The 22,978-nt window shown below is 65.0% G+C and carries 21 protein-coding genes; 12 read left to right on the top strand and 9 right to left on the bottom strand.

Annotation, left to right across the window (positions count from 1 at the left end):
- Positions 1-176: 176 nt before the first annotated feature.
- The 4 genes from NY08_RS08735 to NY08_RS08720 are packed head-to-tail and all read left to right on the top strand — an operon-like array spanning position 177 to position 3,866.
- Complete coding sequence (locus NY08_RS08735; protein WP_176459330.1) at positions 177-989, top strand: hypothetical protein; 813 nt, start codon at positions 177-179, stop codon at positions 987-989.
- The gene (locus tag NY08_RS08730) at positions 986-2,560 is read left to right on the top strand and encodes a Y-family DNA polymerase (protein ID WP_045195876.1); all 1,575 of its coding nucleotides are present in this window, start codon (positions 986-988) and stop codon (positions 2,558-2,560) included. The genes NY08_RS08735 and NY08_RS08730 overlap by 4 nt, the downstream gene beginning before the upstream one ends.
- Before the next feature lie 22 nt (positions 2,561-2,582).
- The gene (locus tag NY08_RS08725) at positions 2,583-3,347 is read left to right on the top strand and encodes an alpha/beta fold hydrolase (protein ID WP_032397489.1); all 765 of its coding nucleotides are present in this window, start codon (positions 2,583-2,585) and stop codon (positions 3,345-3,347) included.
- 9 nt (positions 3,348-3,356) lie between these two features.
- Positions 3,357-3,866: a hypothetical protein gene (locus NY08_RS08720; protein WP_045195874.1), complete on the top strand. Its 510-nt coding sequence runs from the start codon at positions 3,357-3,359 to the stop codon at positions 3,864-3,866.
- 10 nt (positions 3,867-3,876) lie between these two features.
- On the opposite strand, the gene NY08_RS08715 is transcribed toward NY08_RS08720, so the two are convergent.
- On the bottom strand, positions 3,877-5,877 hold the full coding sequence (locus NY08_RS08715; protein WP_045195872.1) for an SDR family oxidoreductase: 2,001 nt from the start codon (positions 5,875-5,877) through the stop codon (positions 3,877-3,879).
- 34 nt (positions 5,878-5,911) lie between these two features.
- On the bottom strand, positions 5,912-8,041 hold the full coding sequence (locus NY08_RS08710; protein WP_045195871.1) for an MMPL family transporter: 2,130 nt from the start codon (positions 8,039-8,041) through the stop codon (positions 5,912-5,914).
- Between the two features lie 140 nt (positions 8,042-8,181).
- Here NY08_RS08710 and NY08_RS08705 point away from each other — a divergent pair, with 140 nt between their 5' ends.
- A complete protein-coding gene (locus NY08_RS08705; RefSeq protein WP_045200034.1) occupies positions 8,182-11,457 on the top strand; it encodes an error-prone DNA polymerase in 3,276 nt (1,091 codons plus the stop codon).
- A gap of 23 nt (positions 11,458-11,480) precedes the next feature.
- A complete protein-coding gene (locus tag NY08_RS08700) occupies positions 11,481-11,981 on the top strand; it encodes a metallophosphoesterase family protein (RefSeq protein WP_045200033.1) in 501 nt (166 codons plus the stop codon).
- A 15-nt stretch (positions 11,982-11,996) separates the two neighbouring features.
- On the opposite strand, the gene NY08_RS08695 is transcribed toward NY08_RS08700, so the two are convergent.
- Positions 11,997-12,722 (bottom strand): SDR family NAD(P)-dependent oxidoreductase, encoded by a 726-nt coding sequence (locus NY08_RS08695; protein WP_045195870.1) that lies wholly within the window; start codon positions 12,720-12,722, stop codon positions 11,997-11,999.
- 75 nt (positions 12,723-12,797) lie between these two features.
- Here NY08_RS08695 and NY08_RS08690 point away from each other — a divergent pair, with 75 nt between their 5' ends.
- Together NY08_RS08690 and NY08_RS08685 are read left to right on the top strand one after the other, a co-directional pair.
- Entirely contained in the window at positions 12,798-13,637 is an 840-nt protein-coding gene (locus NY08_RS08690) for a helix-turn-helix transcriptional regulator (protein ID WP_032397483.1), read from the top strand.
- 122 nt (positions 13,638-13,759) lie between these two features.
- The gene (locus tag NY08_RS08685; RefSeq protein WP_045195869.1) at positions 13,760-14,689 is read left to right on the top strand and encodes an SDR family oxidoreductase; all 930 of its coding nucleotides are present in this window, start codon (positions 13,760-13,762) and stop codon (positions 14,687-14,689) included.
- Positions 14,690-14,704: 15 nt separating this feature from the next.
- On the opposite strand, the gene NY08_RS08680 is transcribed toward NY08_RS08685, so the two are convergent.
- Together NY08_RS08680 and NY08_RS08675 are read right to left on the bottom strand one after the other, a co-directional pair.
- On the bottom strand, positions 14,705-15,658 hold the full coding sequence (locus NY08_RS08680) for a methyl-accepting chemotaxis protein (RefSeq protein WP_045195867.1): 954 nt from the start codon (positions 15,656-15,658) through the stop codon (positions 14,705-14,707).
- A gap of 155 nt (positions 15,659-15,813) precedes the next feature.
- Positions 15,814-16,137, bottom strand: coding sequence for a winged helix-turn-helix transcriptional regulator (locus tag NY08_RS08675; RefSeq protein ID WP_230596986.1), 324 nt, complete (start codon positions 16,135-16,137; stop codon positions 15,814-15,816).
- Between the two features lie 65 nt (positions 16,138-16,202).
- On the opposite strand from NY08_RS08675, the gene NY08_RS08670 reads away from it, so the two are divergent.
- Positions 16,203-16,949 carry an SDR family oxidoreductase gene (locus NY08_RS08670; RefSeq protein ID WP_045200031.1) on the top strand — a complete coding sequence of 249 codons (747 nt, stop codon included), beginning with the start codon at positions 16,203-16,205 and terminating at the stop codon, positions 16,947-16,949.
- Between the two features lie 52 nt (positions 16,950-17,001).
- Here NY08_RS08670 and NY08_RS08665 read toward each other — a convergent pair whose 3' ends face one another.
- Positions 17,002-17,556, bottom strand: coding sequence for a DUF6764 family protein (locus NY08_RS08665; protein ID WP_200893181.1), 555 nt, complete (start codon positions 17,554-17,556; stop codon positions 17,002-17,004).
- A gap of 558 nt (positions 17,557-18,114) precedes the next feature.
- Positions 18,115-18,579: a tRNA (cytidine(34)-2'-O)-methyltransferase gene (locus tag NY08_RS08660; protein WP_200893180.1), complete on the bottom strand. Its 465-nt coding sequence runs from the start codon at positions 18,577-18,579 to the stop codon at positions 18,115-18,117.
- 33 nt (positions 18,580-18,612) lie between these two features.
- Here NY08_RS08660 and NY08_RS08655 point away from each other — a divergent pair, with 33 nt between their 5' ends.
- Genes NY08_RS08655 through NY08_RS08645 form a run of 3 tightly spaced genes read left to right on the top strand, consistent with a single transcriptional unit; the run spans position 18,613 to position 20,464 of the window.
- Positions 18,613-19,221, top strand: coding sequence for a pentapeptide repeat-containing protein (locus NY08_RS08655; protein WP_045195863.1), 609 nt, complete (start codon positions 18,613-18,615; stop codon positions 19,219-19,221).
- A gap of 56 nt (positions 19,222-19,277) precedes the next feature.
- Positions 19,278-20,135: a bifunctional methylenetetrahydrofolate dehydrogenase/methenyltetrahydrofolate cyclohydrolase gene (locus NY08_RS08650; protein WP_045195861.1), complete on the top strand. Its 858-nt coding sequence runs from the start codon at positions 19,278-19,280 to the stop codon at positions 20,133-20,135.
- Positions 20,136-20,146: 11 nt separating this feature from the next.
- Entirely contained in the window at positions 20,147-20,464 is a 318-nt protein-coding gene (locus tag NY08_RS08645; RefSeq protein WP_045195859.1) for a DUF3017 domain-containing protein, read from the top strand.
- 15 nt (positions 20,465-20,479) lie between these two features.
- Here NY08_RS08645 and metX read toward each other — a convergent pair whose 3' ends face one another.
- Both metX and NY08_RS08635 read right to left on the bottom strand, forming a co-directional pair.
- Complete coding sequence (gene metX, locus NY08_RS08640) at positions 20,480-21,628, bottom strand: homoserine O-acetyltransferase MetX (protein ID WP_373453515.1); 1,149 nt, start codon at positions 21,626-21,628, stop codon at positions 20,480-20,482.
- Entirely contained in the window at positions 21,622-22,971 is a 1,350-nt protein-coding gene (locus NY08_RS08635) for a bifunctional o-acetylhomoserine/o-acetylserine sulfhydrylase (protein ID WP_082073732.1), read from the bottom strand. Before NY08_RS08635 ends, metX begins: the two co-directional genes overlap by 7 nt.
- Between the last annotated feature and the right edge of the window lie 7 nt (positions 22,972-22,978).

Genomic DNA, 22,978 nt, shown 5'->3' with positions numbered 1-22,978 from the left:
GTGCCCGCAGCCGAGCGACGGAGGCATCTACCAGGGGCTTCGGCATCACCTTGACGAGTTGCCGTCCGAGCGGCTTTACTGAGTGCAGATCGAAATTGTGTTCGAATACGCCACTTCCCGCGTTTGTCGGACACCGAAGTTTCGGCTCGATTTTCTACGCCGCGAAGGGGAGTGACATGACTGTATCGGGAGCTTCCGTCACGCCGGATGTGCTCGACGGGTTGTCGCTGCCGGAGCGTGTGGCGTTGCTGCGTAGCCGGATGGCCGCCGTGCCTTCCCGGGGCGAAACGGCATCGGTGCGTATCGAGAATTCGGACCCCGTCGAGCCGGTGCACCCGGAACCGTCGACACCGCGTCCGACCCGTCAGCGGCCCGTTCTTCCGGTGCCGTCCGCGCTGATCGAGGTGCTGCCGCACGGTGGACTGGTACGTGGAACGGTGGCCTCGGTTTCGGGTGCCGGCTCGCTCCTGATCGGGTTGGTGGCCGCGGTGACCGGTGCCGGCGGGCATGTCGCCGTCATCGGGCAGCCTCGTTTCGGAATTCTGGCCGCGGTGGAAATGGGTGCACAACTGAGCAAACTGGCTCTGATTCCCGATCCCGGTCCCGACCCGGTGGAAGTGGCGGCCATTCTGCTCGACGGTGTCGATCTCGTGGTACTCGGTCTCGGCGGTCTGTCGGTCTCGCCCACTCGGGCCAGGGCCGTGGTGGCCAGAGCGCGGAGCAAGGGGTCGACGCTGCTGGTGACCGATGGGCACTGGGACGGGGCAGAGCTACGACTGGACGCATCGGTGCACGGATACGACGGCCTCGGCACGGGCCTGGAGCTGGGCCGCGGCCGACTACGCGGCGTCCGATTGTCGGTGTGCGCTCGCGGCAAGGCGATGCGGCCCCGCACCGTTCGACTCGACCTGCGTTCGGAGAACGGCCGCATCGAGTGGCATGCCGAGGAGCGCGAACAGAATCCGTTGTCGATCGCGGTCTCGACATGAGCATCGATCGTTCCAGCCGTGTTCTTGCACTGTGGTGTCCCGATTGGCCCGCCGTCGCAGCAGCTGCTCAGGCCGATCTCCCTGCGACGCATCCGGTGGTCGTCACCTCGGCCAATCGGGTCGTCGCGTGCTCGGCGACGGCACGGGCGTCGGGTATCAAGCGCGGCCTGCGCCGTCGGGAAGCGCAGGCGCGGTGCCCGGATGTGCACGTCGCTCTCGCCGATACCGATCGTGATGCGCGATTGTTCGAGCCCGTGGTCTCGGCCGTCGCCGCCATCGCGCCGGGAGTCGAAGTGCTGCGACCGGGCTTGCTGGTTCTCTCTGCTCGCGGCGTCGGACGGTATTTCGGTACCGAACATCGGGCCGCGGAACGGTTGATCGACGAAGCGTCGGCTGCCGGTGTGGAATGTCAGATCGGTATCGCCGACGAGCTGTCCACCGCGGTCGTCGCCGCGCGGTATGCGCAGGTGGTGCCGCGCGGCGGGGGTGCAGGCTTTCTCGCACCGTTGCCGGTGGCAGAACTCTCGGCCGAACCGAGCATGTCCGCGGCCGATCGCGGTGAGCTGGTGGATCTGTTGCGACGCTTGGGTCTACGAACGATCGGCGATTTCGCGGCCCTGTCTCCCGGGGATGTCGCGTCGCGCTTCGGTACCGATGCCGTGTTGGCGCATCGCAGTGCTCGAGGTGAGCCCGAACGTCCGCCGTCGGCCAGGGCTCTGCCGCCGGACCTGGATGTGGAGTACCTGTGCGATCCGCCGATCGATCGGGTCGACGCAGCTGCGTTCGCCGGGCGCGGGTTGGCCGAGCAGTTGCACACCAAGCTCGCTGCCGCTGCCGTTGCGTGTACTCGTCTGCTGGTGCATGCCAGTACCGGTAACGGCGAGAATCTGTCGCGGATCTGGCGCTGCGCCGAGCCGTTGACGCCGGAGGGAACAGCCGACCGCGTGCGCTGGCAGCTCGACGGCTGGATCACCGGGCGCAGCGAGAACAAGCCGACGTCCGCGATCACCGCGCTACGGCTCGAACCCATCGAAGTGGTGGCCGCCGGTGAGCTGCAGCTGGGTTTGTGGGGCAGTGTCGGGGACGAGGACGAGAGGGCGCGTCGGGCCTTGGTGCGTGTGCAGGGTCTGCTCGGCGGCGAATCGGTGCTCGGTGGTGTGCTCAGCGGTGGCCGTGGGCCGGCCGAGCGGATCACCCTGCGTCCACTCGGCGATGAACTGGTGCCGATGTCCGATCCGTCGGATCCCTGGCCGGGACGGCTCCCGGAGCCTGCTCCGGCGGCAGTGATCGAGACACGTCCGACGGTGACGCTGATGAATCGGTCGGGAACCGGAATCGGCGTCACCGATCGTGGTGTGTTCGATGCACCGCCGTCGCGATTGCGCTGGGGCACCAAGGAATGGGAACTGACGGGTCTGGCCGGGCCGTGGCCGGTGGACGAGCGATGGTGGGACAGTGGCCACGCGGCGACGGGTCCGACGGCGCGAGCCCAGGTGGTGCTCGACGACGAAAGGGCCTTGCTGCTGGTGTTCGACGAGGGTCGGTGGCGGGTGGAAGGAATCTACGAATAGCGGCACCGCTACCGTCGAGAGAATGCAGATGATGTCGGAGACGGTCGACCTCGATGGTGTCGACATCGCGTATCGCTCGTTCACCCCGCTGGGGCACGCCAACTCGGATTCGGTACCGGTGATGCTGGTGCACGGAATGGGCGGTGACAGCACAACCTGGGATCGGTTCACCCGTGCACTCACCGCGCAGGGCAGCCGAGTGATCACCGTCGATCTGCGCGGACACGGCAAGAGTGCGCACACGTCCACGTACGAATTCGATTCCTTCGGGGCAGACCTGCTGGCGTTGATCGACCACCTCGGGCTCGACGAAGTCGATCTCGTCGGGCATTCCCTCGGTGGATACGCGGTCTCGCTCGTCGCGCAGCGTCGCCCGCAGCTCGTCCGCCGTCTGGTCCTCGAGGAGCTTCCGATACCGATTCGGCCGGGGGACGCTCCGCCGACGCTGACCGGCAGGATGCCGTCGGTGACCGAACTCTGGCATGCAGCGACCAGCGTCGTTCTGCACCCCCGCGCGGTACTCGCCTTCGATCGCTCGATGACCACCACTGCTCTCGAGCAGTTCCGTCGACCGAATCCGCAGTGGTGGGAGTCGTTGGCCGACATCACGGCTCCGACGCTTGTGCTTCGCGGAGGTCCGGGCGGAATGGTCGATCCGGACCGGCTGGCCGCGATGGTCGCCGAGATTCCGACCTGCCGCGTCGAGGCGTTCCGCACCGGGCACAGCATCCATCGCGACGGATACTCGGCGTTCGAGGCAGCAGTTCTGCCGTTTCTGACGAACTAGGATCCGTGCATGTCTCTGAGCGTGCTCGATCGCAGAATGCTGGGCTGGTCGGCGCTGTTCGTCGTATCCCAGGCCAACATCGCCCGACTGCTCGGCCCCGCAGCTCCGAAAGTGCTTGCCGTACAGACGGCGTGGTCCGCCCAGCGTTACCGGCAGATCCTGGCGAGCATGGACGAGACCGAGATCGCTCGGTTCCGCAGCCACTATCTGCCCGACTTCGTACATCCCGCGATCTATGCCGTCGCGCTGCGTGCAGGCGCGAGGAGCCTGGCGGAGAAGACTCCGCTGAGCCCCGCAGTGACGACGGCATTGGCCGTCGCTCCCGTTGCCTCCGCCGCCGGGGACTACATCGAGAACGTCGTCGGACTGGTGTTGGTCGACAACCGAGAACGGATCGCCGACACCGTCGTCCGCGCCACCACCGTGGTCAGCACCGTCAAATGGACACTCGCCATCGGCACTCTGACGTACCTGAGTCAGGGATTTCTGCGGGTGTGGGCAAAGGCTCTGTTGCGCTGAGTTCTGCCGGTCACCAACTGGTGCCGGGGACCAGTCTTCCGACGCGTCGGATCACCTTGCCGATGCGTGCGCTCGGAGCCTTCGGATCGTAGGGACGCACCCGGTAGGGCACTTTCCCGTCCTCGATCGTGACCGGCGTTTCACCCTTGGCTGCCGCGGATTCGGGAAATTTTCGGTAGTGCTGATGCATCGTGCGGTCTTTGCCCTTGGGGGCGAACATGGCACCGAATTGCCCGAGTGTTCCCAGTGGAGTGTCGATTCGCTTCGGCTTGTCGCTCAGTGCGCGAATGACGATCGCGGCAGCCTTCTCCGGTGAGAACACCGGACCGACGTTCTTGTCTCCCGTCGGGGTGATCATCGGTGTGTCCACCAGGGGCATGTGAATGGTGGTGTAGGTGATTCCGTCCGAGAGTGTCTCTGCGGCAGCCACATCGGTGAAGCCGTCCAGTGCGGCCTTGCTGGCCACGTAGGCCGAGAAGCGAGGCGGGTGTCCGAGGACCGCAGCGCTGGAGATGTTGACCACGTGCCCGAACTGACGTTCACGCATGTGTGGCAACAGTGTCAGCACCAAACGGATCGCCCCGAAGTAGTTGACGGCCATGGTGCGCTCGTAGTCGTGCAATCGATCGGTGGATCGATAGAGTGCGCGGCGGATGGATCGTCCGGCGCTGTTCACCAGCATGTCGACGTGATCGTGTTCGCTCAGAACGGTTTTCACGGTCTGATCCACCGATTCGCTGTCGGTGACGTCGCACGAGTAACCGTAGGCGGTGCCGCCCGATTCGCGGATGTGCTCGACCACCTCGTCGAGTTGATCCTGACCGCGCGCGAGCAGAATGACCACCGCACCCTTGCGGGCAGCGGCTTCGGCGCTGGCACGGCCGATTCCGGACGAGCCACCGGTGATGACGATGTGACGGCCGAACAGCGGCCCGCGTGGGTCGTTTCGGCGGTTGCGCTTTGGATCGAAGTTCTCCCGCCAGTGAGTCCACACTCGATCGGCGTACGTCCGCAGCGGTGGCGGCGTGATCGAGCTGCCCTGCAACGCTTTCTGTGTCGATGCCGACTCGAACACGGTGGGCAGAGTCAGGTGTTCGAGCATCACCGGAGGTACTCCGAGATCACGAAGGGCGGCGTCGCGTTGCTTGCGCACGGCCCTGGACTTGGGGGAGACCACGGGAGCGACCAGCGCTCCTGGCACGTCGACGATTCGCGCGCGAGATCCCGCTGCCGACGAGAACGCGGCGTAGACCTCTGCCATCGACTGAGGCGTCGGATTGACCAGATGGAACACGCTGCCGGGAGCGGTGTTTCGATGCACGAGCTCGACGATGGCGTCGGCGACGTAGTCGACCGGAACCAGGTTGGTAGCGCCCATCTTCGGCACCGTGATCGGTACGACGGAGGGCAGCTTGGCCAGCTCCGCGAAGAACGGGAAGAAGAAGTACGGTCCGTCGACCTTGTCGATGGCACCGGTCTCCGAGTGTCCGATGATCGCGGCAGGCCGATACACCCGCCAGTCCGCAGCGCTGTCGCGGACCAACTTCTCGGACTCGAACTTGGTGCGGTGATAGGCAGTCGGAAAATTCTGGCCGAGGTCGAAGTCGTTCTCGGAGAACGTTCCTCGATAGTCGCCCGCAACGGCGATCGACGAGATGTGGTGTAGGCGGGCCCCGGTCTTCTCGGCGAGGCCGATCACCGAGGCAGTTCCGGCGACGTTGGTCGGGGCTTGCTCGTCGCCTGCGGTCAGGTCGTATACGGCTCCGAGATGGAGGATGTGGTCGATGTCGGCAGGCACGTCTCGGAGTCCGAGCTCCGGCTCGGTGAGATCGCCGACCAGCGGGTGAATTCGGTCGCCGCCGTCGAGGTGCTGTGCCAGTCGCTCGAGACGGGCCACCGATCCCGGACGCACCAGCACGTGGATCGCGGCGAGCGCATCACGTTCGAGCAATCGGGGCAGGACGTTCTTCCCGAGAAACCCGGTACCGCCGGTTACGATGTAGTTCGCCATGCGAGCCGACCTTACTCCAAGGTAAGTTCCGGTGCTAGTGCCCGATACCTGCTTTTTCGTGCACTTTCTTCATCCAGGCCGGTGCCCACCAGTTCGCCTCGCCCATGAGTTTGACCAGTGACGGAACCAGCAACATCCGGATGATGGTGGCGTCGATGATCAGCGCCAGGATGACTCCGACGCCGAGGAACCTCATGATCGACAGACCCGAGACGGTGAAGGCCCCGGTGACGACGATCAGTATCAGCGCCGCCGCGGTCACGATGCGTCCGGTGCGTTGAGCGCCGAAGATCACCGCTTCCTCGGTGCTCGCTCCAGCCGCGCGAGCCTCCACCATGCGCGACATCAGGAACACCTCGTAGTCGGTCGACAAGCCGAAGATGACCGCGAGAATGAGAACCACGAACGTCGATTCGAGCGGACCGGGGGTGACGCCGAGCAGGCCGGCTCCGTGGCCTTCCTGGAACACCCACGTGAGTGCGCCGAAGGTGGCGGCCAGGCTCAGTCCGGCCATCAGGACCGCCTTGATCGGCAACACGATCGATCCGAATGCGAGGAACAGCAACACCAGCGTCGAGACGACCATGATAGTGATCATCACCGGTAGCCACTTCGCGATCGCCGCATTGCCGTCGTCGACGTTGGCTCGTCCGCCGCCGACGAGGATCTCGGTACCGTCCGGAGGAGTGATCGCGCGCAGCGCCGCCACTGCGTCGGATTGGGATTCGGCCTCGCTCAGCCCGCCGGTCGGTTCGCTGTAGGACGCCTGCAGCGTCACGAAATCGTCCTTCGAGCCCAGGAATTCGGCTCGGGCGATACCGGGCGTGGATTCCACGGCTGAGGTGAGCGCCGCAATCGGTGCGCCCTGAGGCTTGACGCCGTCCAGGCCGCGCAGAACAACGGTTGCGCCCTCGCCGGTGGATTCGAAGTCGGAGCCGAGAGTCTCGAACGCCACGCGCGCAGGGTTGTCCTTCGGCAGCGCCGTGTAGTCGACCTCTCCGAGCGATACCTTCAGGATCGGGGTGGCGATGATCAGCAAGCCGGCGACGATGACGGCAGCGACGATGCCCGGATGCTTCATGACGCGGGTGACGACGCCGCCCCAGAACTTGTGTGCGCGTGCATCGCCTCGGTCGGACGCTGTGCGCGACCACGTCCAGGAGTTGATGCGGGTACCGAGAATGGCGAGCAGGGCGGGAACCGCGGTCAGTGACAGGACGGCTGCACTCGCCACTGCGGCCATGGCCCCGAACCCGAGAGATCGGATCACTGCCTGCGGGAAGACGAGCATCCCGGCGAATGCGCAGATCAGCAGCAGTCCGGAGAAGACGACGGTCTTGCCTGCGGTGGCGACGGTGCGGATTGTCGCGTCGATCGGCGTCGATCCACCGCGCAGTTCCTCGCGGAACCTGCTGACGATGAACAGTCCGTAGTCGATGGCCAGGCCCAGTCCCAGCAACGACGCGACGTTGATCGAGAACGAGCTGACTTCGGTGAACTCGGTGAGCACCCGCAGGATGGCCAGGGAGCTGAGCACGCTCAGAATGCCGACGAAGACCGGAACCGCTGCGGCGATCACGCCGCCGAAGATGAAGATCAGCAGCAGCAGTGTGATGGGAACAGCGATGATCTCGGAGCGGATCAGGTCGCGTTCGAGGGTTTCGCTGAGCGAGACTCCCACCACCGTTGCGCCGGCGAACTGAGATTCGATGCCGGGCACTTCGAGCTGTGGTGGAAGCTCGCCGAAGGTGTTGAACGTGACGCCCGAGTTCGCGCCGAGGTACACCGTGGCCAACGCCTTGGTTCGGTCCTTGGAGACCAGGAATTCCTTGCTGATCGGGTCTGCGCTCCAGTACGAGGCGATGTTGCCGAGGGTGTATCGACTGCTGAACTCGTCGAGCGTCGCTTGCACCTGTGGTCCGATGTCGTCGATCGACCGGCCCTCGGGGGCGGTGTAGATCGCGACGATGTCGGGGGTCGGTTGGCCTATGCCCTGCACCAGCCGTGCGACCTCGGACGATTCGCTGCCTGCGTCGGCGTAGCCGCCCTCGCTCAGTTTCGAGAAGACGCCGAGTCCGAAGATTCCGCCGACGGCGACGACGGCGACGACAACTGCCAGTGCCCATCGTTTGTGCGATACGACGAACGAGGCCCAACGCGTCACGTCTGTGCTCCGGCTCTGTGAAAGGGATTCGGCGAAAAAGGGTCAGTGGCGATTCGACTCTAGTTGATCCGTGTCGGACCCCCGTGTTCTCATTAGAACAAGTGTTCGATGAGGTGGCGACGTGAGGGAAGGTGGTCTCGATGGGATGGAACGACGGACCACCCACGTGGTCGGAGATGGAACGAGTCCTGTCCGGACGCCCGAAGCCCGTGGCCGAGGGTGACGGCGGCGACAGCCCGGCGTGGTCACGAAAGAGGGACGTCTACGACCGCACCATCGACAAGCCCACTCTGTCGGTGACTCCCTACGCGGAATTGCACGCGCACTCGGCGTTCAGTTTTCTCGACGGTGCCTCGCAGCCCGAGGAGATGGTCGAGGAAGCGGTACGCCTCGGCCTCGAGTCCATCGCCATCACCGACCACGACGGTTTCTACGGGGTCGTGCGGTTCGCCGAGGCAGCCAGAGCTCTCGGTATCGGAACCGTGTTCGGTGCCGAACTCTCGTTGGACACCCATCGATCCCGAGCCGGAGAGACCGATCCCGACGGCACCCACCTACTGGTGCTCGCTCGCGGACAGGAGGGGTATCGCCGGCTCTCGCGTCGGATCGCCGCTGCACACCTGGCGGGCGGGGTCAAAGGTAAGCCGCAGTACGACATCGACGAACTCACCGAATCGGCGGGCGGTCACTGGCAGATTCTCACCGGTTGCCGGAAGGGGCATGTTCGCCAGGCGCTCTCGCGTGGTGGTCCGGAGGCAGCAGAGGCCGCGCTGCGCACACTCGTCGACCGGTTCGGATCCGATCGTGTCACCGTCGAACTCACCCGGCACGGCGTCGCAGACGACGACGAGCGCAACGACGCACTCGCGACTCTGGCGCAGCGGTACGGCCTTCCGACGATCGCCACCACGGCCGCGCACTACGCCGGGCCGCGTAGCAGGAGATTGGCCATGGCGATGGCGGCTGTGCGCGCACGGAGCAGCTTGGACGAGGCTGCCGGTTGGTTGGCACCGACCGGCGGTGGACATCTACGGTCCGGGGCGGAAATGGCCGAACTGTTCCGTCACTATCCGGGCGCGGTGCGCGGTGCCGTCGAGCTCGGTCGTGAGTGTTCGTTCGATCTGAAGCTGATCGCGCCGCGCCTGCCACCGTTCGATGTGCCCGACGGATACACCGAGATCAGCTATCTGCGTCGACTCACGTTCGAGGGAGCCGCCCGTCGGTACGGCTCGCGGTCGGCGAACCCGGCCGCCTATTCGCAGCTCGAGTACGAGCTCGACATCATCGAGAGGCTCGAATACCCCGGCTACTTCCTGGTGGTCCACGACATCGTCCACTTCTGCAAGACTCACGACATCCTCTGTCAGGGAAGGGGTTCGGCGGCCAACTCGGCTGTCTGCTTCGCGATCGGCATCACCAACGTCGATCCGGTGGCGAACAAGCTGCTGTTCGAGCGGTTCCTCGCACCCGAGCGCGACGGGCCGCCCGATATCGACATCGACATCGAATCCGATCGTCGAGAAGAGGCGATCCAGCACGTCTACGCCAAGTACGGCCGCACTCATGCCGCCCAGGTGGCCAACGTCATCACCTACCGCGGCAAGTCGTCGGTACGAGACATGGCGCGTGCGCTCGGCTTTTCGCAGGGACAACAGGACGCGTGGAGCAAGCAGATCACCCGCTGGTCCGGAATCGGTGATCAGGACGGCGACGGAATTCCCGACTCCGTTCTCGACCTGGCCCGTCAGATCGAGGGCTTCCCACGTCACCTCGGCATTCACTCCGGCGGCATGGTGATCTGTGATCGTCCGATCGCCGACGTCTGCCCGGTGGAATGGGCGACGATGGAGAACCGCAGTGTGCTCCAGTGGGACAAGGATGACTGTGCCGCAGTGGGTTTGGTGAAGTTCGACATGCTCGGACTCGGTATGCTCTCGGCGCTGCACTACATGATGGACCTGATCGCCGAGCACAAGGGCATCGACATCGAACTCGCCTCGATCGATCTGTCCGAGCCCGAGGTGTACGAGATGCTCCAGCGAGCCGATTCGGTGGGGGTGTTCCAGGTCGAGTCCCGCGCGCAGATGGCCACTCTGCCGCGTCTGAAGCCGCGCAACTTCTACGATCTGGTGGTCGAGGTCGCGCTGATCCGTCCCGGTCCGATCCAGGGTGGTTCGGTGCACCCGTACATCAAGCGCCGCAACGGACTCGAGCCGGTGATCTTCGAGCATCCGTCGCTGAAGAAGGCGCTCGATCGAACACTCGGTGTGCCGCTGTTCCAGGAACAGCTGATGCAGATGGCCATCGATGTTGCGGGTTTCAGTGCCGCCGACGCCGATCAACTACGCCGTGCCATGGGATCGAAACGGTCACCGGAGAAGATGGAACTGCTGAGGGGACGGTTCTACGACGGGATGCGCGACCTGCACGGCATCACCGGTACAGCTGCCGACCAAATCTACGAGAAGCTGTCGGCTTTCGCCAATTTCGGCTTCCCCGAGAGCCATTCGCAGAGCTTCGCCTCGCTGGTGTTCTACTCCTCCTGGTTCAAGCTGCATCACCCGGCGGCGTTCTGTGCCGGACTGCTGCGCGCCCAGCCGATGGGTTTCTATTCACCGCAATCTCTGGTCGCCGACGCCAGGCGACACGGCGTGCTGGTCCACGGTGCCGACGTCAATGCCAGTCTCGGTCATGCGAATCTCGAGGGAGACGGCCTCGAGATTCGGATGGGGTTGGCGGACGTGAAGTTCATCGGTACTGCTCTGGCTCAGAAGATCGTCGACGCGCGGGACGCACACGGGCCGTACACCTCGTTCCTGGACCTGGCGGGACGCGTCGAACTGTCGGTGGCGCAGGCGGAAGCGCTGGCCACGGCAGGCGCACTCGGGTGTTTCGGCATCACCCGTCGAGAGGCACTGTGGGCTGCGGGTGCGGCGGCGGGGGAGCGTCCTGGCCTGCTGCCCGGCATCGGAGCGTCGACGAAAGCGCCTGCGTTACCGGGCATGTCGGATCTCGATCTGGCGTCGGCCGACGTCTGGGCAACCGGTGTGTCACCGGATTCCTATCCCACGCAGTTCTTTCGAGATCGGCTCGATTCGCTCGGCGTGGTTCCCGCGAATCGACTGCTGCAGATTCCCGACGGAGACAGAGTGCTCGTCGGCGGTGCGGTGACGCATCGCCAGCGGCCGGCCACGGCCGGAGGCGTCACGTTCATCAACCTCGAGGACGAGACCGGCATGGTCAACGTGGTGTGCTCGGTCGGGTTGTGGGCCAAGTACCGCAAGTTGGCGATCACGGCTCCGGCGTTGCTGATTCGCGGCAAGGTACAGAACGCAGAGGGTGCGGTGACCGTGGTTGCCGATCATCTGCAACTGATGGATCTCCGAGTTGCGTCCAGATCGAGGGACTTCCGATGAAGGGCGGCGTGCACAATCGAGGGGTGAAGTTGCTGCTGATCGCCGACACTCATCTCCCGAAACGTGCACGCGACCTGCCCGACGAGGTGTGGGCGGCCGTCGACGACGCGGATGTCGTGATCCATGCCGGTGATTGGGTGGACCTCGCATCGTTCGAGGAACTGTCACGGCGGTCGCGTCGTCTGGTCGCGTGCTGGGGGAACAACGACGGTGACGAGTTGCGCGCGCTGATGCCCGAACGCGCCGACGTCGTGCTCGGCGGGGTTCGGTTCACCGTGATCCACGAGACCGGAGCTGCGACGGGACGTGAACGACGCATGGCCGCGGCGTACCCGGAGACGGACGTGCTCGTGTTCGGGCACAGTCACATCCCGTGGGACACGTTCGCGGACAACGGTCTTCGGCTGCTCAACCCCGGTTCACCGACGGATCGGCGCCGCCAACCGTACTGTACGTACATGACCGCCACAGCCGAGGACGGTGCGCTGTCGAACGTGGAGCTGCATCGCATCGCCCCTCGGTAGTCACGACCGAAGTACTCACATTCCGCCGGCCACCCTGACGACGGTTCCGGTCGCGTATCGCGCATCATCGGAGAGCAACCAGGACACGGCTCCGGCGATCTCGTCCGGCGCACCGGGGCGGCCGAGGGGAATGCTCGACGCTATCTTCTGTGGCCGCTGTCGATCGCGATGGAAGTCGGTCTCGATGATGCCCGGTGCCACCGCGTTGACGCGAATGTTCTGCGCAGCAACTTCTTTCGCCAGACCGACTGTCAGCGTGTCGACGGCGCCCTTGGCCGCCGCGTAGTGGACGTACATGCCGGGGCTGCCCAGCGTCGCGGCAGCTGAGGAGATGTTGACGATCGAGCCACCCGATTCGACCATCGCCGCGATCGCGTACTTGCAGCAGGTGAGCACACCGACCAGGTTGACGTCGAGGTCTGCTCTGATGGTCTCGATGTCGTTGTCGACCAGCAGCCCGACTGCGCGTGCCGAACCGGCGTTGTTGACCAGACCGGTGACAGCTCCGATCTCGCCGGCGGCGCCGAACAGATCGATCACCGCCTGCTCGTCGGTGGTGTCGGCGCGTACGGCGATCACGGTTCGGCCGGATGCCGACAGCTCGGCGGCCAACCCTTCCGCGGCGGTGGCGTCGGAGCGATAGCCGATCACCACATCGTGCCCGTCGGCCACCAGCCGTCGGGATACGGCGGCACCGATTCCGCGACTTCCACCGGTGACGATGGTCAGGGGAGCGCTCATCGTTGAACAATAGCCATCGCGGAGAGGGCACAATTGCGGCAGAGGCAACCGCGTTCGACCGGAAGGGGCTCCGCGGTGATCGATCGATCGGAATTGGCAGTGTTTCTCCGGCAGCGGCGCGAATCTCTGCAACCCGAGGACGTCGGGCTGCCGCGAGGGCAGCGCAGACGGACCCAGGGCCTACGCCGCGAAGAGGTGGCCGAGCTGTGCCACATGTCGACCGACTACTACGCACGACTCGAACGTGCTACCGGACCCGCTCCGTCGGCGCAGATGATCGCCTCGATCGCGCAGGGACTGCATCTGTCGCTCGGTGAGCGTGATCACGTGTTTCGATTGGCCGGGCACAATCCTCCTGCCCGCGGTTCGTCGAGCGAGCACGTCAGCCCGGGAATGCTCCGAATTCTGGACCGCCTGAACGACACGCCCGCCGAGATCGTGTCCGAAATCGGAGAGACGCTGCGTCAGACGCCGCTGGGTGCGGCACTGACAGGTGATGCGTCGCTGCGCACCGGGCCGAACCGGAGCCTGGGATACCGATGGTTCACCGACCCCGAGGCCCGGCAGTCGTACCCGCCCGAAGAGCGTGCGGTGCTGTCTCGGGTGTACGCGTCGGGGCTGCGCGAGATCGTCACTCTTCGCGGACCCGACTCGAGAGCTGCGCACCTGTCCGCAGAATTGCTCGAGGTCAGCGAGGAGTTTCGAACCCTGTGGGCGAAGCGCGAAGTGGGAGTGCACCCACCCGAGTCGAAGCGGTTTCTGCACCCGACGGTCGGCCTGCTGCAACTGAACTGCCAGACACTGCTGGACCCCGAGCAGGCGCATCGACTGCTGGTGTACACGGCAGTGCCCGGCAGCGAGAGCTACGCCAAGTTGGAACTGCTCGCGGTGGTGGGAACTCAGGTGCTGTCCTGACGCGATTCGACGGTGGCGGTCGTATCAGTGGATCGGCAAGTCCTGGATGAGCCCCAGGCAATCGTCGAACATGGGTTCTGCAGGTCGAATCCACACGATCAACACCGACACAGGAGCTTGTCATGAGCCGAACAGCACACACATCCCTTCACGATCTCGCGGGCAAGGTGGCCGTCGTCACGGGAGCGAGCGACGGGATCGGAACGGTCATCGCCACGCAGCTCGCCCGCTCCGGTGCCGAGGTCGTGATGCCGGTGCGCTCGGCCACCAAGGGGAAGCGGGCCGCCGAATCGATCCGAGCCGCCGTGCCGGGAGCGAAGGTCGCCACTCGGGCGCTGGATCTGTCGTCGTTGGAATCCGTTTCCGCTCTGGTGAACGATTTCTCATCCGATGGACGAGCGATCGACATACTCGTCAACAACGCCGGTGTCATGCAGCCACCTGCACGCCAGGTCACCCAGGATGGTTTCGAGCTGCAGTTCGGCACCAATCACCTCGGCCACTTCGCGCTCACCCTCGGTCTGTTGCCGCTGCTGCGCAAAGGTGATGCGAGAGTCACCCATCAGACGAGCATTGCGGCACGGTCGGCGACCATCAATTGGGACGATCTCAACTGGGAGCGTTCCTACGACGTCATGAAGGCCTACGGTCAATCGAAGCTCGCGGTGGCTCTGTTCGCACGCGAACTCGAGGCGCGCAGCAGGGCCGGCGGCTGGGGAATCACCAGCAACATCGCTCACCCCGGAGTTTCGCCGACCAATCTGCTTGCGGCACAACCGGAATTGGGGCGCCCGAAAGATTCGGCAGGACGACGATTGATCGGCGTTCTTGCCCGCGTCGGCATCGCGGGCACGGTGGACAGTGCAGCACGGCCGGGATTGGTCGCAGCCGCAGGTGGAGACGCGGGTGGGGATCAGTTCTACGGCCCGAAACGAGTCATCGGCGGGCCACCGACCGAGGTCGGCATGTGGAAGCCGATGCGCAGCATGGACGATGCACGCCGACTCTGGGAGGTGTCCGAACAGCTCACCGGGGTGCGGCTCTCGTCCTGATCCACTCGAAGGTCCTCACTGGGGTGTCGGCGCGGGCTCCCTGGCGTGATCGACGAGATCGTGTACCAATCCGATGATGACGTCCATCTGAGCGATGACCTCGACGCGCAGTCGGTCCTGCTGGTCTTCGGACATCGACGGTGCGTCGGGCCCGTCGAGCGACATCAGTAGGTCGATGTTCGTACGCAGTGCCGTCAGGGGCTCCATCAGTTCCGCTCCTGCGTCGACGATCAGTTGCCCCTGTCGTGCTCGCGAACGAGACAGGGACGCCAACATCTCGTTGAAGCTGTTGGCCAGTGAAGCCAGTTCGTCGTCACCGTTGACATCGATGGGCTCGAAGTCCCCGGTCCTGGCCACACGTTCGGTGCCCGCGCGAAGTCGGCGTACCGGCCTGAGTCCGGTACGGGCCACGGCTGCACCGGCGACGCCGGCAAGCGCGACGAGAAATGCTCCGACGATGACGAGTGCGAGTGTGAGTTTGGCCAGCAAGGGTGACGCTTCATTGAGCGATTCGGCCACCATGATCGTTCCGCCGGAGCCGGTGCGTGCTGCCGACAGGTAGTAGCCTCGTACCTCGCGCAGCGATTGCTCGACGGTGCCGTCCACGACAGATTTCTCCGCGTCGTCCAGAACTCCGTCGGAATTGGTGAAGGGCTCGGTGCCAGTCGTCGACGTCACCAACGTGCCGTCGGGCGTCACCAGCGCTGCCTTCACCGCGGTGCCTTCGGTGTCTTCTATACCGAAGCCGAAGAGACCTGCCGGAACGCCGGATGCGGCGCTGGCAATGAGAGCGTCGCTGTTGCGTTCGACGCGGTCCACGATCTGTGAGCGGAGGGCCTGTTCTGCGACGAGATAGATCGCGAGAGCACTCACTGCGACTGCCAGTGCTGCCACGCTCATCGTCAATACTCTGATGCGGCCGTGCAACGACAGTGCCCGGGGGCGAGCTCTTGCACGTGAATTGCTCATTTCTCGAGTATGCCGGTCGACGAGCGCCGACCATTCTGCAGGCCGCGCAGATCCACTCGATGTTCGGCACACGCGACCTTCGATCGTGTTCTGCTCCCGGCGTCGGCCCCGACGCTGCCGAGGATCGGAGACGTCGATCGAGCTGATTCTGCTGTTCAGGGGCGGTGATCGTCGGTGTGTCTGCCCTCGTTCCAGCGCTGCGCCCACAGCCAGAGAGGTTCGAGTGCCGGCCCCAACTCGTCGCCGAGTTCGGTCAGGCGATAGGACCCGTCCGAGTCCTTGAGCAGCACTCGCGCATCGACGAGCGTGCGCAGTCGGGTGGCGAGAACGCTGGACGAGATGTCGTCGGTGCGTCGTCGTAGTTCGAGGAACCCGAGTGGGCCGCCACGTAGTTCCCACAGAATGCGCATGTTCCACCGCTGCCCCAGGAGGTCGAGGACGGCCGTCATCGATCGGCGGGATTCGCTTGCCATTTCCATCGCATTTGATCATAGTGGTTCGAAAATCGAAGCAATTCGAAAATCGAAGCAAAGGGAGAGTGGCGATGACGCAGCGTGTGGCAGGGAAATCGGTGCTGATCACCGGTGCGTCTCGTGGCATCGGAGCGGAGACCGCGGTTCAGTTGGGTGCGGCGGGGGCGATGGTTGCCGTGAACTATCGAGAGAAGAAGCGCCGAGCCGACGGTGTGGTGCGAGCGATCGAGAAGAGCGGGGGCCGAGCGCTGGCTATCGGAGCCGACGTGACCGACTCGGCGGCAATCGATGCGATGCTCGCGTCGGTTGCTGCCGAATTCGGCGCTCTCGACGTACTGGTGCTCAACGCGTCCGGTGGGCTCGAGCTCGGTGCCGATCCCGGTTACGCGATGAGTATCAACCGCGATGCTCAGCTGGCGATGGCTCGCGCCGCAGCCGAACGCATGGAACCCGGCTCACGCATCGTCTTTCTCACCAGTCATCAGGCGCATTTTCACGGCAGGAAGCCGGTCCCCGTGGAGTACGAGCCCATTGCCGAGAGCAAGCGAGCAGGCGAGGACGCTCTACGTGGGATGATTCCCGAATTCGATTCTCGTGGCATCGAATTGGTTGTGGTGTCCGGCGACATGATCGAAGGCACCATCGTGGTGACTCTCCTGGAGCGCCGAAACCCTGATGCAGTGGCCGCTCGCACCGCACAGGGTGCGCTTCCCACGGTTGCCGAATTCGCGGCGGCTGTGGTGGACGCTTCCATCATGCCGATCGAGAAGTCCGGTCACACCGTGTATGTCGGCGGAGCCGATTACCTCGAGCAGTGACTGCCGGGTAATCGGCTCCGTTCGACCGGTTCGAAATCGTGCCTCTGCGGTGTCAGCTACCGAGAACGCAGAACTGACCGCTCGTGAGGTTCAGTGCCAGCGACAGAGGGCCGACGCAATCGACGCCCTGAGCCTCGGACGTGGCACCGGATCCCCACCCGGCGACTGCGAGGGTCGTCTGCCCGGCATCGGCCCACGAGTGCGCGATTCCGCCACCGAGTGCCAGTGCGTAGGCAGTGCCCGCATTCTTGCTCGCTCCGAGGGCGACGCCGTATCCGTTGGCGTACGTGGTCGTCGCGCCGGGGCCGTCGTTGACGCTGACTGCGGTGCCACTGTCGGCAGCACCTGCGGTGGCCCGTCCGGTGCCGTTCGAGGTCGCTCCGCAGCTCGCGGTGTCGTCGACCTGGATGTCGTTGGCCGAAGGCGGAGACACGCAGTTGACGGGGGCTGCCGACGCAGTGGCCGTGCCCGACAGGGCGGCGACCGTCAATCCCGAGCCCAGGGCGAATATTGCTGCGGTGCGGGCAATTCGACTGGAGAACCGACTGGATGTGCGCGCGGAGGAGGAGGTAGGGGAAGCGAGACGGGGCAGGGAAACAGAGAACAACAGAAAGCTCCTTCACGAGCGAAACGGGTCGGTGCGGCACACGGTACCCCGCCCCGCCAGTCCATGGCAGCAAGCAGGCGCAGTTTGTGTAACGGTGCCGCAGGCATCCGGTGACGGATCGCCGTAGAAGTCCGGTTTCGCGCACCCCGGCTGCCGCGGTTGGGACCGTCCAAGGCATGTTCGGGTCGCTATCGTGTTCGGTGTCGGATGCGGCGAATTCTGTTCCATCACTTGATATTTCAGTGCATCGAACAGGTTTCTTGCTCGTGCCCGAGGTGGCTGGGGGCTCCGAGCGGCAGCAATCCTGGGTGCCGGGCGAACGAAAGAAAATCGTTACCGGGCAGCTGCCGATTGTCTCCGACGATTTGTCGACGCTCACAATGAGTTTCACCGCCGATGCCGAAGGCAGCCGTTCGCCTCCGTCGGAGAGTTCTACGTAGTGGCGCGGGTCGTGCACCGGCATCCCGACAACCGCATCCGGGTCGGCAACACGGTCGGTCGGCCGCGAGTACGGCGTCGCGGGCCGTCCCGGTCAGCGCGCGTTCCGACGCAGTCCCGTCAGACGCTGCCTTCGTACCCGTGCTGGCGCCATGCCTCGTACATCGTCACTGCTGCCGCGTTCGCCAGATTCAACGATCGGCGGCCCGGAACCATCGGAATACGGAGCCGATCGGTCACGTGTGGGTCGTCCAGGACGTCGTCGGGCAATCCTGTGGGTTCCGGTCCGAACAGGAGGACGTCGCCGGGTTCGTACGCGACATCCGCGTAGGACCGGGAAGCGTGCGCGGTGTAGGCGAACACGCGAGTCGGTGCGAGCGCCGACCAGGCCGAGGGCAGGTCCGCGTGCACCGTCACCGAGGCCAGATCGTGGTAGTCCAAGCCTGCCCGCTTGAGTTTCGGCTCGGACATGTCGAAGCCGAGCGGGCCCACCAGATGCAGTTCGCAGCCGGTCCCGGCGACCAGGCGTATTGCGTTGCCGGTGTTCTGTGGAATGCGGGGCTCGAAGAACATGAGTCGAAACACCCGGTTCACTCTGCCATCACGAGCCCGGGAAGTATGGGGCAGGTGGACGACGAACAGACGATCGGTGAGGATTTTTCCGACACGCGGCTCGACGGGCAGGAGTGGACCGGTAGGCAGTTCGTTCGATGTACCTTTCGTGACGCGGACATGAGCGGCGTCCGAACCGACTCGGTGGTGTTCTCCGAATGCGACTTCACCGGTACCGACCTGACCGAATCGGTTCATACGAACTCTGCATTTCGATCGTGCACTTTCACTCGGACCAATCTGCAGCACAGCACTTTTCGCCATTCGACCATGATGGGCTCCGTGTTCGTCGACAGTCGCATGCGTCCAGCGACCTACGACGAAGTCGACTTCACCCTCGCATCGCTGGGCAACGCGGACCTTCGCGGCCTCGATCTGACGGGGTGCCGGATGCGGGAAGCGAACCTCGTGTCCGCAGACTTCCGGAAGGCAACCGTGCGCTCGGTCGATTTCTCGGGTGCCCGGGCAATCGATGCGAAGTTCGACGAGGCGGATCTTCGTGGAGCCGTTGCCGACGCATCTCTGTGGGTGAGCGCGAGCGTGCGCAACGCGAAGATCGAACTGATGCAGGCGGTGGCCTATGCGGCAGCTCATGGGCTCGTCGTCGAGGGTTGACGGTGGTGATCGGACCGGTGCGCCGCTGCTGACGCCGAACCTGGAACAATGACCGGGTGACTGCAACGATTCTCGATGGCAAAGCGACCCGTGACGAGATATTCGTCGATCTCACCGCCCGCGTGGCAACGCTGCGTGAGAAGGGCATCACCCCAGGTCTGGCGACCGTGCTGGTGGGCGATGATCCGGGTTCGGCCGCGTACGTCCGGGGCAAGCACAACGACTGCGCCAAGGTCGGCATCACCTCGATTCGTCGCGATCTGCCCGCGGACATCACCCAGGCAGATCTCGAAGCCGTCATCGACGAACTCAATGCCAACCCCGAATGCACCGGCTACATCGTCCAGCTGCCCTTGCCGAAGCATCTCGACGAGAACGCTGCGCTCGAGCGAATCGATCCGGACAAGGACGCCGACGGTCTGCACCCGATCAATCTCGGACGGCTGGTACTGGGCAAGGATGCCGCACTGCCGTGTACACCTCGCGGGATCGTGCACCTGCTGCGCCGCTACGACGTTGCTCTCGACGGTGCGCACGCGGTGGTCATCGGCCGCGGAGTGACGGTGGGGCGACCCATCGGCCTGTTGCTCACGAGGCGTTCCGAGAACGCAACAGTGACGTTGTGCCACACCGGAACTCGTGATCTGGCCGCCGAGGTCTCACGCGCGGACATCGTCATCGCTGCTGCCGGAGTGCCCGGGTTGATCACTGCGGACATGGTCAAGGCGGGTGCTGCGGTGCTCGACGTCGGGGTCACCCGCACCGAGGACGGACTGCGCGGCGACGTCGCAGGCGATGTCGCAGAGGTGGCCGGATTCCTGTCGCCCAACCCCGGCGGCGTCGGCCCGCTGACCCGGGCCTTCCTGCTCACAAATGTCGTCGAGCGCGCCGAGCGCCTCGCTGCCGAGAGCTGAGCGAACCGGACGTGAACCATCCAGAGGATGCGCGGCGGGAGCTCGACACAGGATTTCGCGCTGCAGTCACGCGCAATCTACCGATCGTCGCAGTCTCGGTCGTCGTCCTCGCCGCGCTGATTCTGGTGCTGGCCGATCGCTGGCGGCGCGGCGCATTCATCTTCGGATGCGCCGCACTGCTGGCGGCTGTCCTGCGGCTGTGCCTGCCCGAAACACGAGTCGGCACACTGCAAGTGCGCAGTCGTGTGTTCGATGTGCTGGCGCTGGGCTGCGTCGGCGGAGCGATCGTCTTTCTGTCGCTGTCGATCGATCCGCTGGGGACCGACTGACCTTGTCCGGCGGTGTCAGCGCCGTCCGAGGCGGGCCAGCTCCATCGTCTCGGCGAGCAGCTTCGCCACCGAATCGGCCTCGGTGAGGAAGCCGTCGTGTCCGTCGCGAGACTGGATCACTTCGAGTCCGCGGCACTGCGGGAGCTCGCGAGCGATCTCCTTCTGCAGGCGAAGCGGATACAGGCGATCGGAGTCGACTCCGCCGACGATCGTCGGAACCGGCGTGGACGCAAGAGCTTCGGCTACTCCGCCGCGGCCACGGCCCACATCGTGACGGTTCATTGCCTCACTGAGCAGTACGTACGTCGCCGCGTCGAACCGGTTGACGAGTTTGGCAGCCTGATGCTCCAGGTAGCTCTGTGCGGAGTATCTGCCGCCGGCCCACGGGTCTTCGTCGTTCTGCGGTGTGTTCCCGAACCTGTTGTCGAGTTCGCTCTCGGTCCGGTACGTCAGGTGCGCGATGCGTCGCGCGATGCCGAGTCCGGCGGTCGGCGAGGTGCCGGTGTCGTGGTAGTTGCCGCCGAGCCATCCTGGATCGGCCTTGATCGCGGCGATCTGTGTCGTCTGGGTACCGATCTGGTCGGCAGTTGCCCTGGCGCCGACTGCCAGGACCAAGGCGGCCGCCACTCGGTCGGGATGGCCAACGATCCATTCGAGGGTGCGCATCCCGCCCATCGAGCCGCCGACGACGGCTGCGAACCGCTCGATTCCCAGTACGTCGGCCACGGCCGCCTCGGCAGCGACCTGATCACGGATGGAGATGTCCGGGAAGCGAGATCCGTACGGCATGCCGTCGGGAGAAATGCTGCTCGGGCCCGTGGTCCCGCCGCAGCCGCCGAGCACGTTCGTCGCCACGACGCACCACTCGTCGGTGTCGATGGGGCAGCCGGGACCGACCATTCCGTTCCACCAACCGGGCAGAGCGTGATCGGCATCCGGCGGACCGGATACATGCGAGTCCCCGGTCAGGGCGTGCTCGACGAGCACGACGTTGCTGCGGTCGGTGGCGAGTTCGCCCCAGCGTTGCACCGCAACGGTGACCTGGGGGATTCGAGCGCCGTTCTCGAGATCGAGACCACCGATGTCGATGGTTCCCAACCGCCCGTCCGGAGACGGAAGTACCGCCTCCGGACGAACGCCTGTGTCGCAGCTGTGGCTCAAGATGCCGCCGCGCTGAATCCGACCTCGAGGTCGGCGATGATGTCGTCGATTCCCTCGATGCCCACGGCGAGACGCACCAGGCCGGGGGTGACACCCGACGCCAGCTGCTCTTCCGGAGTCAGCTGGGAATGGGTGGTGGAAGCGGGATGGATGACGAGTGAGCGCACGTCACCGATGTTAGCGACGTGGCTGTGGAGAGTGAGTGCGTTGACGAACTTCTTGCCCGCGTCAACGCCTCCCTTCAGCTCGAACGCGATGATCGCGCCCTGCCCCTTCGGCAACAACTCCTGCCCGCGCTGGTACCACGGCGAGGATTCGAGTCCGGCGTAGTTGATCGAGACGACGTCGTCGCGACCGGCGAGGAAGGCGGCAACCTTCTGTGCGTTCGCCACGTGCCGCTCGATCCGAAGGCTCAACGTTTCCAGGCCCTGGCTGATGAGGAAGGCGTTGAACGGAGAGACCGCAGCACCGATGTCGCGCAACAGTTGAACGCGTGCCTTCAGCGCGAATGCGGGCGCACCGAGATCGGCGAACACGACGCCGTGGTAGCTCGGATCCGCGGTGGTGAAGTTGGGATGACGGCCCTGCGTCCAATCGAACGTCCCGCCGTCCACGATGACGCCCGCGATCGCGGTTCCGTGGCCGCCGAGATACTTCGTCGCGGAGTGCACCACGATGTCGGCCCCGTGCTTCAACGGCTGCAGCAGGTACGGCGTCGCCACCGTGTTGTCCACGATCAGCGGGATGCCGTTCTCGTGGGCCACGGCCGAGATCCCCGGGATGTCGAGAATGTCGTTCTTCGGGTTCGAGATCGACTCGCCGTAGAACGCCTTGGTCGACGGAGTGATCGCGGCACGCCACTGCTCGAGATCGTCGGGATCGTCGACGAACGAGACGGTGATGCCCAGCTTGGGGAGCGTGTAGTGGAACAGGTTGTACGTGCCGCCGTAGAGCCGCGGGCTCGACACGATGTGGTCGCCTGCCTCCGCGAGATTGAGGATCGCGAACGTCTCGGCGGCTTGACCCGATGCGAGCAACAACGCCGCGACTCCACCTTCGAGGGCGGCGATGCGCTGCTCGACGACATCCTGCGTCGGGTTGATGATGCGGGTGTAGATGTTGCCGGGTTCTGCCAGGCCGAACAGGGCAGCTGCGTGATCGGTGTTGTCGAACGTGTACGAGGTGGTCTGGTAGATCGGCAACGCACGAGCCTTGGTGGTGCCGTCCGGGGTCTGGCCCGAGTGAATCTGCTTGGTCTCGAAGCTCCAGTCGGCGGCAGGATCGGTGAACGGATCCTCGGTGGGGGCTCCGGTGGCGTCGACGACGTCGGGGGTGGAATCGGTCATGGCTGGT

It is taken from the genome of Rhodococcus sp. B7740 (assembly GCF_000954115.1).
Classification (GTDB): domain Bacteria; phylum Actinomycetota; class Actinomycetes; order Mycobacteriales; family Mycobacteriaceae; genus Rhodococcoides.
This window is presented reverse-complemented; position numbering and strand designations above follow the sequence as displayed.

Excerpts from the sequence above, each read along its gene's own strand:
- NY08_RS08735 (WP_176459330.1), top strand. The coding sequence starts at position 177 with ATGACTGTATCGGGAGCTTCCGTCACGCCGGATGTGCTCGACGGGTTG.
- NY08_RS08730 (WP_045195876.1), top strand. The coding sequence starts at position 986 with ATGAGCATCGATCGTTCCAGCCGTGTTCTTGCACTGTGGTGTCCCGAT.
- NY08_RS08725 (WP_032397489.1), top strand. The coding sequence starts at position 2,583 with ATGCAGATGATGTCGGAGACGGTCGACCTCGATGGTGTCGACATCGCG.
- NY08_RS08720 (WP_045195874.1), top strand. The coding sequence starts at position 3,357 with ATGTCTCTGAGCGTGCTCGATCGCAGAATGCTGGGCTGGTCGGCGCTG.
- NY08_RS08715 (WP_045195872.1), bottom strand. The coding sequence starts at position 5,877 with ATGGCGAACTACATCGTAACCGGCGGTACCGGGTTTCTCGGGAAGAAC.
- NY08_RS08705 (WP_045200034.1), top strand. The coding sequence starts at position 8,182 with ATGGGATGGAACGACGGACCACCCACGTGGTCGGAGATGGAACGAGTC.
- NY08_RS08695 (WP_045195870.1), bottom strand. The coding sequence starts at position 12,722 with ATGAGCGCTCCCCTGACCATCGTCACCGGTGGAAGTCGCGGAATCGGT.
- NY08_RS08685 (WP_045195869.1), top strand. The coding sequence starts at position 13,760 with ATGAGCCGAACAGCACACACATCCCTTCACGATCTCGCGGGCAAGGTG.
- NY08_RS08680 (WP_045195867.1), bottom strand. The coding sequence starts at position 15,658 with ATGAGCAATTCACGTGCAAGAGCTCGCCCCCGGGCACTGTCGTTGCAC.
- NY08_RS08675 (WP_230596986.1), bottom strand. The coding sequence starts at position 16,137 with ATGGAAATGGCAAGCGAATCCCGCCGATCGATGACGGCCGTCCTCGAC.
- NY08_RS08670 (WP_045200031.1), top strand. The coding sequence starts at position 16,203 with ATGACGCAGCGTGTGGCAGGGAAATCGGTGCTGATCACCGGTGCGTCT.
- NY08_RS08655 (WP_045195863.1), top strand. The coding sequence starts at position 18,613 with ATGGGGCAGGTGGACGACGAACAGACGATCGGTGAGGATTTTTCCGAC.
- NY08_RS08635 (WP_082073732.1), bottom strand. The coding sequence starts at position 22,971 with ATGACCGATTCCACCCCCGACGTCGTCGACGCCACCGGAGCCCCCACC.